A 13,105-nucleotide genomic window follows, 5' to 3' on the forward strand; every position below is an offset into this window, starting at 1 on the left:
CTTTGGGGTGGAAGGCGTCAAAAAAGCATCAAATTACGTCACCCTGTGCCGGTTCAGGCTGGTTTTGCGCGCCGGAGCGCTGGCGTGAAACGGGCAGAGCGGTTAGTCTAGCGGCGTTGAACCAATCCCATGAGGTACAGATGAAAACCGTATTGCGTTTTAGCCTGCTGGGCGCCTTGTTACTGGGTGGCCATGCCTTCGCCGCCGAACCGAAAAAATTTGATATCAGCATGTTCCCTGCCGCCGAAGTGAACCAGGAACGTGTCGTGATCCGCCTGCCGGAAGTCGAAAACGAAGCCGACATGATGGTCGAACTGCAAGTGGGCAAGAAGATGCTGGTGGACTGCAACCTGCCCCGCTTCGCCGGCAACCTGGAACAGCACAGCGTCAAGGGCTGGGGCTACAACTACCTGACCCTGGGCCAGGTCTCGGGTCCTGTCAGCACCCTGATGGCCTGCCCGGATGGCCAGAAGAAAGAGAGCTTCGTCCAGATCTATGGTCAGGGCTTCTTCGTGAACTACAACTCCAAGCTGCCGTTCGTCATCTATGTGCCGCAGGAGTATGAAGTGCGCTACCGTCTGTGGCGTGCCGACAACCTGGCGCAGCCAGCCATGATTGAATGAGTGCCCGACGCTCAGGTTCAGCCAATCCATGAACAAATAAAGGCGCCGTATGGCGCCTTTATTTTATTGTTTTCACCCTGCAGGGACCGGGTCCAGCTGTACAAAACCTGACATAACTCCACTATTTTTCAGGCTTTTTGTGCTGTGGACCGCAAAATTCTCCCTCGGGATGAGACAAAGGCTGTTCGATAAAAGATATTTATTAACATAGTAAGAAAATTGATTTTGCACTCTGCGACGGCCTGATGATACTTGCCCGCAAAGGTCAAACTAACCAGAACAAGAGCACTATGAGCTTCGAATCAGACAAGCGTTTCAACGACTTCAAACATTTTCCCCGTGGCCTGCGTCGCAGTGGCGAATTCACCGTGGCCGAAGCGGACAGTCTGGAAAAGTACGGCACAGTGATGCTGGCGCTCTATCAGGGCAACCTGGCCCCCCGCGATGACGTAGAAAGCGCCTTCATCGAGCAGGTCAAGTCTGGCGCAGCCGGCAGCAACCCCCATGCCAAGGTATGGTTCAAGTACCTGAAGGTGATTGGTCCCAAGCGGGTGCACCGTCTGTGCACAGTCGCGGGTGGCGCCAATGAGGATGCAGGCGGCAGCTTTGAGGGCGGTGGCGGCGGTGGCAGCGACGAGTCCCTCGATTAATGGATACCGAGCTGCTTCGGACCTTCATCGAGGTCAGCAAGACCCGGCATTTTGGCCGGGCTGCCGAGAATCTCTACCTGACCCAGTCGGCGGTCAGCTTTCGGATCCGCCAGCTCGAGCAACAACTCGGGGTCAGCCTGTTTGCCCGCCATCGCAACAACATCCGTCTGACCGCCTCCGGTGAGCGTCTGCTGCCTTACGCAGACGCCATCTTGCATACCCTGGGCCGCGCCAGGCAGGACGTGGCCCTCTCCCCCGGTTTCAGTCAGCAGCTCGCCATAGGTGCACCCGCGGTGTTTTGGGAGCTCGACTTCAATGACTGGCTCAACCATGTCTATGCCCTGGCCCCCGGTCTCGCGGTGCGGCTCGAGACGGCGTCTCGCGAGCACCTGTGCCGCCAGTTGCTGGAGCGCTCCCTCGATCTCGCCCTGCTCTCCGAGCCGACCAAGATAGACGAGATAGCCCTGCATCCCATAGGCGAGCTGGTGTTCGAGCTGGTGAGCCGGGAGCCGGCCGCCAATGCGGACAGCCTGATGCAGATGCCCCATATTCACCTCGACTGGGGCACCAGTTTCGAGCCCCCTTCCAGCCGGTTGCAGAGCCTGCAGAAGACCCCGGTGCTGCACTCGAGTTCGGCCAGCATGGCGCTGCAGTTCGTGCTGGCCAATGGGGGTGCCGCCTATCTGCCACGGCGTATGGTGAGCCCTTTCCTGGAGCAGGGACAACTGTACCTGGTGGAAGGGGGACAGGCGCTGAGTCGCCCGCTCTATCTCGCCTATCTGGAGAAATCCGATCGCCGTGAACTCATCGATCAGCTGCTCACCCTGCCGCTCGGTTGGGATGGCGCCGATCTGCGGCTGCCATCCGCCGAGTAGCCGGGCCTCAGCCTGACCAGCATGAAAAAAGGGGCCAAGCGGCCCCTTTGTTATGGATGCGTGCCGTCAGCCATGGTGACGACGGTCGTTGGCCTGGGCCAGCAGGGTGCGGCTCTCGCGCAGGAACTCGTCGGCATGTTCGCCGAAGAAGCTGGAAACTTGCGAGAAGGCCTCGATGAAGCCGTCCCTGTCCCCCCGCTCCAGGAGCCCCAGCGCCTCGCCGAAGTTCTGGTAGTAGCGGCGGATCATCGCGAGGTTCTGCGGTGACGACAATATGATATCGGCATAGAGGTGGGGATCCTGGGCAAACAACCGTCCCACCATGGCGAGCTCCAGCCGGTAGATGGGGGAGCTCAAACTCAGCAGGCGATCCAGATTGGCCTGCTCCCGCGACAGGTGCCAGCCGTAGGCGAAGGTGGCGAAGTGGCGCAGCGCCTGAATGAGGGTCATGGCCTCGTCGTGAGCCTTGGCTTCTACCTGCTGCAGCCGTGCGCCCCAGATGGTCATCTGATCCAGCAGCCACTGGCTGGCGGCGGGGTCGCGGCCCTGACAGCAGACGATCACCTGCTTGGCGAGGCTCGCCACATCCGGCCCGAACATGGGGTGCAGCCCCAGCACCGGCCCCTGGTGCACCGCCAGCATGTGCTCGAGCGGTGCCGACTTCACGCTGGTGACGTCCACCAGCAGGCAATCCGCAGGCAGCTTGCCGAGCCGGTCGATGACCTGGCAGGTTATATCGATGGGCACAGCCACCATGACCAGACCCGCACGGCTAAGGATCTCGTCAGCGCGCGGCCAGTCCCCCTGCTCCAGGGTCTCGACCCGGTAGCCGGAGAGGCCGAACATCTGGCCGAACAGGCGGCCAAGCTGGCCCTGGCCGCCGATGATGACCACCTTGCCAAGGGCCGGCTTCATGCACTTGAAGTGGTGCTCCTTGTCGCTGGTGGATTCCAGAATATAGGATTCGCGCATCACCCGGCGCAGCACGTCCTCGATAAGATCCCCGGGCACCCCCAGCCGTTCGGCCTCGGCGCGGCGGCGGGCCAGCATGCTCGCCTCCCTATCCGGTGCATAGATGGGCAGACCGTGCCGGCTCTTTACCTCACCCACTTCCCCCACCAGGGCCAGACGGGCGGCCAGCAGATCAATAAGCTGCTTGTCCACCGCATCTATCTTGTCCCTGAGGGCATTCAACTCTTCAGCCATATCCAGTCCCTGCCGGCGCCGCTGGCGGCGGCGTCCTGTGATTCAATAGGCAACAAGGTATCACCGCGTGGGCAGTGATACCTCTATGGTTCAATCAGTTACGACAAGATATCACGACTTACTGCGCAGTTCTGCTCTTGAGCGGCGCCGCCAGCTGGCTGTGGCAGCGGGCCAGCAGATCCGCCGTGGTCTCCCAGTCGATGCAGGCATCTGTGATGGAGACGCCGTAGCGCATCTCGCACTTGGGCTGCTCGCTGGACTGGTTGCCCTCGAACAGGTTGGATTCGAGCATCACCCCTATGATGGAGCGGTTGCCCTCCTGGATCTGGTGGATGACGTTGTCCGCCACCTTGGGTTGCAGACGGTGATCCTTGCTGGAGTTGCCGTGGCTGCAATCCACCACCAGACCGGGCAGCAGACCCGCTTTTTCCAGCGCCTCTTCCGCCAGCGACACATTGACCGAATCGTAATTCGGGTGCTTGCCGCCGCGCAGGATCACGTGACCATCCGGGTTACCCTGGGTCTGCAACAAGGCGACCTGGCCCTGCTGGTTGATCCCCATGAAGGCGTGGGGGCTGGAGGCTGCCTGCAGCGCGTTGATGGCGGTGCCGAGGTTGCCGTCTGTGCCGTTCTTGAAGCCGACCGGCATGGAGAGGCCGGAGGCCATCTCCCTGTGGGTTTGGGATTCTGTGGTACGGGCGCCGATGGCCGACCAGGAGAAGAGCTCGGCCAGGTATTGCGGGCTGATGGGATCGAGCGCCTCGGTCGCCAGCGGCAACTCCAGCTCCGCCAGCCAGCAGAGCAGCTCGCGGGCGCGGTGCAGCCCCAGCTCCACGTCGAAGGTGCCGTCGAGGTTCGGATCGTTGATAAAGCCCTTCCAGCCGACCGTGGTGCGTGGCTTCTCAAAGTAGACCCGCATGACAATGTAGAGAGAGTCCTGGTAGGCATCATGCAGCGCTTTGAGTCTGGTTGCGTACTCTTTGGCGGCGTCCATGTCGTGGATGGAGCAGGGTCCACAGATCACCAGCAGGCGGTGATCCCGGCGGTGGATGATGTCGGCTATGGTATTGCGGGCCCCTTGCACGAATGCCAGCGCCTTGTCGGAGATGGGTAGCTTCTCCTTGAGCTGGGCAGGCGTGATCATCACTTGTTCGGACTGGATATGGATGTTGTTCAGGGGATCTCTTTGCATTTTCTCATTCTCTCTACTGTATTCAAGCCAATTGCGCCAAGGTGTATTCATTTGTTTACACAAGTCAGCGCTTTGTTACGCAACCGCCCTCACCTTACCAAGGAAAAACAAACAATCAAGTGAAACTAGCGGTTTACTGCATCAACAGATGGATTAATGACCACTCCCGTGACCAAAACAGCCAGAAAGTAGCGTGTGAAAGGCCCTCTGCACCATGAAAAACGTAAACAAATAATTACACCCTATGCCTCATCACGCCTTTGCCGGCCTGCCGCCATAAAAAAGCGGGGCACCTGGCCCCGCTTGCGTTCCCGTGTTGCTCTTCTTTTATTATTTGCCGTGGGCCTTGATGGCCGCCACCGCCTTGTCCGGGAAGTCGCTGAACACCCCGTCCACGTCCGCCTGGTAGAGGAAGATGTTGAGCAGGTCGGTGAAGTCTTTCGCATAGGGCGGGATCTGGCCTTCGTCTTGGCGGAAGGTATAAGGGTGCACCTTGAGACCAGCGGCGTGAGCCTCTTTCACCATGGCGGTGAACACCGGCTTGCCCGGCGTACCCGGCTCGGTGACTATCATCGGCTTCCAGGGGCCTATGCCGTCGGCGTAGCCAGCTATGGTCTTCATGGCACCCGGCTTGAACATCCAGCCATAGTCGTAGGGGGTCGCCTTGCCCTTGGCGTCGTAGACCATGGTCTCGTTCCAGTCGGTCTCGGCCATCAGCTGCACCAGCTTCAAGTCCATGCCGAGGGCCGGCATCAGCTCGGTGTCGATGCGTTTGAGCTCATCCACGTCGAAGCTCTGCAGATAGACCTTGTCGCTCTTGCCGGTGTAGCCGTACTCCTTGAGCACGGTCAGCACCGCCTTGGAGATGTCCTTGCCCTCGTGGCGGAACAGCCAGGGGGCCTTGATCTCCGGATAGATGCCGATCTCTTTGCCGGTGCTCTTGTTGAGCCCCTGGATCATCTCTATCTCTTCCTGGAAGGTGTGGATCTTGAAGTCGGACTTCCACAGCGGGAAGCGGGCCGGATAGACGGGCACCTGCTTGCCCTCCACCAGCTGGAACGGCTCCGTCATGCGCAGGGAGCGCACCTCGGCCAGGGTGAAATCCACCACATAGTAGCGGCCGTCCGGGCGGGCACGGCCGGGGAAGCGCGTCGCCACGTCCGTGATGCCGTCGAGGAAGTGATCGTGCATCACCACCAGCTGGTCATCCCTGGTCATCACCAGATCCTGCTCCAGATAGTCGGCCCCCATGCCATAGGCCAGCGCCTTGGACTCCAGGGTGTGCTCGGGCAGGTAGCCGGAGGCGCCGCGGTGGGCGATCACTATCTTGCCGTCATCTGCGGCCAGGGCGGGCAATGCGAGGGCAACCCCGAGGCCAAAGGCCACCAGGGAGAGGTGAGGTTGTTTCATAAGAACGGCTCTTTGTTATTGTTTATTGGATGTAGGTAGTTGTTATAGCAGAGGTTTATTGCAGTTTAACGGCGGGCGGCAAGGGCCGCCCGCTTCTTCATCAGCTTGCCTTGGGCAGGGCGTGATGGTGTTGCTCCAGCCAGGCGTGCAGTTGCTGCTGCTCGGCATCACAGAGGCGCAGCCCCAGCTTGCTGCGACGCCACAGGATATCCTCCAGGGAGTGGGCCCACTCGCGGCTGATCAGATAGCGCACTTCCGACTCGTACAGCCCGGCGCCAAAGTGCTGGCCACGCTCCTCGTGCAGCCAGAGACGGGCATGACTGCCATAGGCCTCGGCGATGCGGCGGGCGCTGCGCTCGTCCAGCCAGTCGAATTCGAGCAAGTAGGCGCGGGCCAGCTCGGTGGTGGAGCAGTCGAACTCGCCGCCGGGCAGACGGCTGGTGGCGGTCCAGTCCTCGCCCATCTGGCTGAACCAGGGCTTGAGCTTGTTGCAGGCGGCCTGGGCCAGCTTGCGATAGGTGGTGAGCTTGCCGCCAAACACCGACAAGAGCGGCGCCCCGTCGGATTCACCGGAGAGCTCAAGGGTGTAGTCGCGGGTCACCGCCTGGGGTGAGTCGGACTCGTCATCGCACAGCGGCCGCACCCCGGCATAGGTCCAGATGACCTCGGAGGGCGCAATCTGGCGGGTGAAGTGGGCGTTGACCACCTTGCACAGGTAATTTATCTCGGCCTCGCTGATCTTCGCCTCCCGCGGGCTGCCATGGTGCTCCACGTCCGTGGTGCCGATGAGGGAGTAGTCCTGCTGGTAGGGGATGACGAAGACGATGCGGTTGTCCTCGTTTTGCAGGATATATGCCTCTTCGCGCTCATGGATGCGCGGCACGATTATGTGGCTGCCCTTGATGAGGCGAATGCCGCGCGGGGATTTCTCGTGCAGGCTCTCGTCATAGAAGGTCTTGACCCAGGGACCGGCCGCATTGACCAGGCCACGGCAGGTGACGTTGAACTGCTCGCCCCCTTCCCGCTCCAGGGTCAGGGTCCAGTGCTTGGATCCGCGCACCGCCTTGACGCAGCGGGTACGGGTCTGCACATCGGCGCCCTTGTCCCGGGCCATCATGGCGTTGAGCACCACCAGACGGGCGTCGTCGACCCAGGCGTCCGAGTACTCGAACCCCTTGTTGATGCCACTCTTGAGACCATCTTGCGGCAGGAAGCGCAGGCCGCAACTGCCCTTGAGCTTGTCGCGCTTGGCCAGGTTGTCGTAGAGGAAGAGGCCGGCACGGATCATCCAGGCCGGGCGCAGGTGCGGGCGATGGGGCAGGCGGAAGCGCATGGGACGGGCGATGTGCGGCGCCATGCCGAGCAGCACCTCCCGCTCCGCCAGTGCCTCTTTCACCAGCCGGAATTCGTAATGTTCGAGATAGCGCAAGCCGCCGTGGATCAGCTTGCTGGAGTTGGACGAGGTGGCCGAGGCGAGATCCTGCGCCTCGAACAGCGCCACCTTCAGCCCCCGCCCCGCCGCATCCGCCGCAATGCCGACCCCGTTGATGCCGCCGCCGACGACGACCAGATCATAATGTTCGCTCATGTTCACCTACTTTCTTATTTTGTGTTCGCCATGCCGGCAATGTTTGATTTCGCTCATATTAGAACATGAAAAAATGATAAACGAACATTTTATGAGGGAAATGTGATCGCGATTGTTCTGACAATGCTAAAAATGCTGCCGGTCGGTGACAAAGTGCCGCCCCAAGCCCTCGCCATTGTCCCTACTGCCGGGACTAAGCTGCCGCAACGGATGCGGGCGCGGCTGGCCGAGGCCGAAGGAGCCCGGCCCTGAAGCAGAGATTGCCCATAGGCAAACCACCGAGGACGAGAAGAGAACCCTTGCTTTTACAGCGACCGGCCGAGACGGCGCCACAGGGACAGAAGGAGAGAGGCTGCAGGGGCAAGGCGCCCCGCCTGGGGACCCCGTTAGAGAGCAGCAAGAAAGCGGCCGCCTGACGGCGGCCTGATGCTAGTGCGGCGTGGGAATACTCAGCAGATGTGGCAGGCGATCTGATGCTGGGACATCAGTCGCATCAGCTTCTCCGGCGGCTCCTGATCCGTGAACAGGGCGTGGATCTGGTTGAGGTTGCCGAGGTTGACCATGGCATTGCGCCCGAACTTGGTGTGGTCGGCGGCCAGGAACACCTGGCGGGAGTGGGCGATGATGGCCTGGGCTATCTTCACCTCGTGATAGTCGAAATCGAGCAAGGAGCCGTCGTTGTCGATACCGGATATACCGATGACGCCATAATCCATGCGGAACTGGCCGATGAAGTCACGGGTCGCCTCCCCGACGATGCCCCCGTCCCGATTGCGGATCTCGCCACCGGCGATGATGACGGTGAAGTCATCCTTGGCGGTGAGGATGCTGGCCACGTTGAGGTTGTTGGTGACCACCCGCAGCTCACGGTGATCGAGCAGGGCGCGGGCGATGGCTTCCGTGGTGGTGCCGATGTCGATGAAGAGCGATGAACCGTCGGGAATATTGGCCGCTACTTCACGGGCGATGCGCTCCTTCTCCTTGAGTTGCATCACCTTGCGGGCGCTGTAGGCGGTATTGACGGTACTCGAATGCAGGGAGGCCCCGCCGTGATGGCGCCGGATCTTGTTCTGCTCGGCGAGATCGTTCAGATCCCGGCGAATGGTCTGGGGGCTGACGTCAAAATGGGTCACCAGATCGTCGGTCGAGACAAAGCCCTGCCTTGTCAGAACGTCCAGGATCTCCAGATGTCGTTGGGTTTGCTTCACGCTTGCACTCCGCTTGAGAGACGAAAAAAGGCCCCGGCATTGCGGGGCCTTTGGCAGTGTACCCTATCCCTTTTCGGACTGATAAGGGCAGGATCACGTTTTATGCCTTGTCGGCAGCGGCCTTGTGGGCGATCGAGATGTTCTCGTGCTTGAGGGTCAGGGCCAGCAGTACGATTGAGAGCACGCAGGAGATGGTCAGCACCAGGAAGCCGCCGTCCCAACCGAAATGGTCGACCGTGTAGCCCAGCATGGCGTTGGCCGCGACCGCGCCGCCCAGGTAACCGAACAGCCCGGTGAAGCCTGCCGCGGTACCGGCGGCCTTCTTGGGCGCCAGCTCCAGGGCATAGAGGCCTATCAGCATGACGGGGCCATAGATGAGGAAGCCGATGGCGACCAGGGCCATCATGTCGATGGTCGGGTTGCCCGCCGGGTTGAACCAGTAGACCAGCACGGCCACGGTCACCAGCACCATGAACAGGATACCGGCCGGGGCGCGGCGGCCCTGGAACATCTTGTCCGAAATCCAGCCGCACAGCAGGGTGCCCGGGATCCCCGCCCACTCATAAAGGAAGTAGGCCCAGGAGGAGTGATCCACGCTGAAGTCCTTGGCTTCCTTGAGGTAGGTCGGTGCCCAGTCCAGCACGCCGTAGCGAATGAGGTAGACGAAGGCGTTGGCAATCGCGATGTACCACAAGAGCTTGTTGTGCAACACATACTTAATGAAGATCTCCTTGGCGGAGAACTCCTGCTCGTGACTCTCGTTGTAATCCTTGGGGTAGTCGTTCTTGTACTCCTCGATGGGTGGCAGACCCACGGACTGCGGGGTGTCACGCATCACGAAGAAGGCGATCACCGCGATGGCAGCCGCAGCCGCAGCCGGCACATAGAAGGCGCTGCGCCAATCATTGAACCAGCCCATGCCGAGGATGAACAGCGGACCTATCATGCCGCCACCCACGTTGTGGGCCACGTTCCAGACCGAGACGATTTCGCCCCGCTCCTTCTGTGACCACCAGTGCACCATGGTGCGACCGCAGGGCGGCCAGCCCATGCCCTGGACCCAGCCGTTGAGGAACAACAGCACGAACATGATGGCGATGCTGGAGGTGGCCCAGTGCACCGTCCCCATCATGAACATGATACCGGCCGAGAGCAGCAGGCCGGCGGAGAGGAAGTAGCGCGCATTGGAGCGGTCCGACACGTTCCCCATCAGGAATTTGGAGAGACCGTAGGCGATGGAGACACCGGACAGGGCCAGCCCCAGATCACCGCGGGAGAAGCCCTGCTCGATGAGATAGGGCATCGCCAGACTGAAGTTCTTGCGCACCAGGTAGTAGCCGGCATAACCGAAGAAGATCCCGAAAAACACCTGCCAACGCATGCGTTTGTAGAAGGGGTCCACCTTGTCGGCCGGTAGTCGGTCGATGTGGGGTGCAGGCCTGAAGAGACTAAGCATGTTCTGCTTCCTTATTGTTGTTATGGGCGATTGAGGGTGCCCCGATCATGCCTGCGACCAGTTGAGTCCTTACTTCGCAAGCGAGCCTATTGTGCTCATATGTGAACATTTAATCTGTGATGAAGGCTAAATTATTGCAGTTTTATTACAAAGAATGTCACCCGATGAGTGATCGCGCATCGGCCTCCAGCCCTTGCAGGGCAAGGAACTTAGCTACCCACTAAGGAGTATTAATGCCGCTAACTGTTGCTTTTCGTCACATTTTCTTAGCAATGAATGGGATCTTGTCCACATTTCCGGTGGCGGGGGTCTGGTGAATTGGCACAGAAGGTTTATTTTCTCTCTCGTCCAAGAACGAGCGCAAACGAGCATAACGTTTGCGTCAGCTCAAACAACAAGAAGAAACGTTTTCGGACGCAAGAAATGGGAATGCAAGATAACGAAACGGAACATCAAACCTACTCTGGGTGGATATAAGGAATAACAACTATGAGCATACAAAGACCCAATACCCTGCTCGGCGAGTGCCTCGCCGAGTTTATCGGCACCGGCCTGCTGATCTTCTTCGGCGTTGGTTGTGTGGCCGCCCTGGTGCTGGCTGGCGCCAACTTCGGGCAATGGGAAATCTCCATTACCTGGGGCCTGGGGGTCGCCATCGCCATCTACGTGACCGGCGGCATCTCCGGTGCCCACCTGAACCCGGCCGTGACCCTGGCGCTGATGACCTTCTGCGGCTTCGACAAGCGCAAGGTGGTGCCCTTCATCATCGCCCAGATAGCGGGCGCCTTCGCCTCCGCCGCCCTGGTCTACTTCCTCTATGGCAACCTCTTCACCCAGTGGGAACTGACCCACAACGTGGTGCGCGGCAGCGTAGAGAGCCTCGGCACCGCCGGCATCTTCTCCACCTACCCCAATGCCCTGCTCAGCAACATGCAGGCATTCGCGGTCGAGCTGGTGATCACCGCCGTCCTGATGCTGGGCATCATGGCGCTGGGTGACAACAACAACGGCGCCCCCAAAGGTTTCGCCGCCGCCCTGCTGATCGGCATCCTGATCGCGGTGATCGGCGCCTCCCTCGGCCCCTTGACCGGTTTTGCCATGAACCCGGCCCGTGACTTTGGTCCCAAACTGTTCGCCTTCTTTGCAGGCTGGGGCGATGTGGCCCTGACCGGTGGTCGCGACAACCCCTACTTCTGGGTCCCCATCCTCGGCCCCATCGTCGGCGCCCAGCTGGGTACCGCTCTGTATGTGAAAGTGCTGGCTCCCTGCGTCCCGGGCAACCGTGTCGTGACCGAAGAAGCCGCCAAGCTGTCCAATAAAGAAGAGGCCGCCGCCTAAGAGCGGTCCCCCCAAACGTGGAGAACATCATGTCTGCTGAAAAGAAATTTGTCGTCGCGCTGGATCAAGGTACCACCTCCTCCCGTGCCATTGTGTTCGATCAGGATGCCAACATAGTCGCGACCTCCCAGCGCGAATTCACCCAGCACTACCCGAAAGCGGGCTGGGTCGAGCACGACCCCATGGAGATCTGGGCAACCCAGTCTTCCGTCTTCACCGAAGTGCTGGCCAAGAGCGGCCTGCACAGCGAGCAGATCGCCGCCATCGGCATCACCAACCAGCGTGAAACGACCGTGGTGTGGGAGAAAGCCACCGGCAAGCCCATCTACAACGCCATCGTCTGGCAGTGCCGCCGCACCGCCGCCATCTGTGAAGAGCTCAAGGCCCGCGGCCTGGAAGAGTACGTACGCGAGAACACCGGCCTGGTGCTGGACGCCTACTTCTCCGGCACCAAGGTGAAGTGGATCCTGGACAACGTGGAAGGGGCACGTGAGAAGGCGATGAACGGCGAGCTGCTGTTCGGCACCATCGACACCTGGCTGGTGTGGAAAATGACCAACGGCGAGGTGCACGTCACCGACCCGACCAACGCGTCGCGCACCATGCTCTACAACATCCGCGATCTGAAGTGGGACGAGCGGATGCTGGACGAGCTGGGCATCCCCGCCTCCATGCTGCCAGAGGTCAAACCCTCCTCCGAGGTCTATGGCTACACCACCCGTGGCGGCGGCTCCCGCATCCCCATCGCCGGTATCGCCGGTGACCAGCAGTCTGCCCTGTTCGGCCAGCTCTGCTTCGAGAAAGGCATGGCCAAGAACACCTATGGCACCGGCTGCTTCCTGCTGATGAACACCGGCACAGAGCCGGTCCGCTCCAGCAACGGCCTGCTGACCACGGTCGCCATCGGCCCGAAAGGGGAAGTGAATTACGCGCTGGAAGGTGCGGTATTCATGGGTGGCGCCACCATCCAGTGGCTGCGTGATGAGCTGAAAATCATCCACGATGCCCGCGACACCGACTATTTCGCCTCCAAGGTTGGCGACACCAACGGCGTCTACCTGGTACCGGCCTTCGTCGGTCTGGGCGCCCCCTACTGGGATCCGTATGCTCGCGGCACCATGGTCGGCCTGACCCGCGGCGCCAACCGCAACCACATCATCCGTGCCGCGCTGGAATCCATCGCCTACCAGAGCCGCGACGTGCTGGATGCCATGCAGCAGGACTCCGGCATCAAGCTGGCTGCCCTCAAGGTAGACGGCGGCGCCGTAGCCAACGACTTCCTGATGCAGTTCCAGGCCGACATGATGCACACCCCAGTGGTGCGTCCGACCCGCATCGAAACCACCGCCATGGGCGCCGCCTTCCTGGCAGGCCTGGCCGTCGGTTTCTGGAAGAGCTCCGAAGAGCTGGAAGACAAGTTCAGCGTCGATCGCGAGTTCATCCCCCAGATGGACAAGGAAGATCGTGCCAAACGCTACAACGGCTGGAAGAAGGCGGTGGAGCGTTCACGCCGCTGGGCTGAAGAGGAGTGATCGGGTAACCGGCACATCCTTGAGATG

The 13,105-nt window shown here is 60.8% G+C and carries 11 protein-coding genes; 5 read left to right on the forward strand and 6 right to left on the reverse strand.

Annotated elements, in window-relative coordinates:
* Nucleotides 1–140 precede the first annotated feature (140 nt).
* From eco to hdfR, 3 genes are all read left to right on the forward strand, one after another.
* A complete protein-coding gene (gene eco, locus KW824_RS03235; RefSeq protein WP_005328180.1) occupies nt 141–623 on the forward strand; it encodes a serine protease inhibitor ecotin in 483 nt (160 codons plus the stop codon).
* Nucleotides 624–913: 290 nt separating this feature from the next.
* Entirely contained in the window at nt 914–1,273 is a 360-nt protein-coding gene (gene maoP, locus KW824_RS03240) for a DUF413 domain-containing protein (protein WP_005328181.1), read from the forward strand.
* On the forward strand, nt 1,273–2,148 hold the full coding sequence (hdfR, locus tag KW824_RS03245; protein ID WP_218408890.1) for an HTH-type transcriptional regulator HdfR: 876 nt from the start codon (nt 1,273–1,275) through the stop codon (nt 2,146–2,148). Before maoP ends, hdfR begins: the two co-directional genes overlap by 1 nt.
* Before the next feature lie 66 nt (nt 2,149–2,214).
* On the opposite strand, the gene tyrA is transcribed toward hdfR, so the two are convergent.
* The 6 genes from tyrA to glpT form a co-directional block, all read right to left on the reverse strand.
* Nucleotides 2,215–3,354: a bifunctional chorismate mutase/prephenate dehydrogenase gene (gene tyrA / locus KW824_RS03250; protein ID WP_182310523.1), complete on the reverse strand. Its 1,140-nt coding sequence runs from the start codon at nt 3,352–3,354 to the stop codon at nt 2,215–2,217.
* A gap of 118 nt (nt 3,355–3,472) precedes the next feature.
* Nucleotides 3,473–4,546: a 3-deoxy-7-phosphoheptulonate synthase gene (locus KW824_RS03255; protein ID WP_218408891.1), complete on the reverse strand. Its 1,074-nt coding sequence runs from the start codon at nt 4,544–4,546 to the stop codon at nt 3,473–3,475.
* A 330-nt stretch (nt 4,547–4,876) separates the two neighbouring features.
* A complete protein-coding gene (gene glpQ, locus KW824_RS03260; protein ID WP_218408892.1) occupies nt 4,877–5,956 on the reverse strand; it encodes a glycerophosphodiester phosphodiesterase in 1,080 nt (359 codons plus the stop codon).
* A 100-nt stretch (nt 5,957–6,056) separates the two neighbouring features.
* Entirely contained in the window at nt 6,057–7,544 is a 1,488-nt protein-coding gene (gene glpD / locus KW824_RS03265) for a glycerol-3-phosphate dehydrogenase (RefSeq protein WP_218408893.1), read from the reverse strand.
* A gap of 449 nt (nt 7,545–7,993) precedes the next feature.
* The gene (locus KW824_RS03270; protein WP_005328190.1) at nt 7,994–8,752 is read right to left on the reverse strand and encodes a DeoR/GlpR family transcriptional regulator; all 759 of its coding nucleotides are present in this window, start codon (nt 8,750–8,752) and stop codon (nt 7,994–7,996) included.
* A 100-nt stretch (nt 8,753–8,852) separates the two neighbouring features.
* Nucleotides 8,853–10,208 carry a glycerol-3-phosphate transporter gene (glpT, locus tag KW824_RS03275; RefSeq protein ID WP_218408894.1) on the reverse strand — a complete coding sequence of 452 codons (1,356 nt, stop codon included), beginning with the start codon at nt 10,206–10,208 and terminating at the stop codon, nt 8,853–8,855.
* A gap of 489 nt (nt 10,209–10,697) precedes the next feature.
* Here glpT and KW824_RS03280 point away from each other — a divergent pair, with 489 nt between their 5' ends.
* Complete coding sequence (locus KW824_RS03280; RefSeq protein WP_005327692.1) at nt 10,698–11,546, forward strand: MIP/aquaporin family protein; 849 nt, start codon at nt 10,698–10,700, stop codon at nt 11,544–11,546.
* A gap of 29 nt (nt 11,547–11,575) precedes the next feature.
* The gene (gene glpK / locus KW824_RS03285; protein ID WP_041206102.1) at nt 11,576–13,078 is read left to right on the forward strand and encodes a glycerol kinase GlpK; all 1,503 of its coding nucleotides are present in this window, start codon (nt 11,576–11,578) and stop codon (nt 13,076–13,078) included.
* Nucleotides 13,079–13,105: the final 27 nt, after the last annotated feature.

Origin of the sequence: Aeromonas sp. sif0611 (assembly GCF_019218845.1) — a bacterium.
GTDB lineage: Bacteria > Pseudomonadota > Gammaproteobacteria > Enterobacterales > Aeromonadaceae > Aeromonas > Aeromonas media.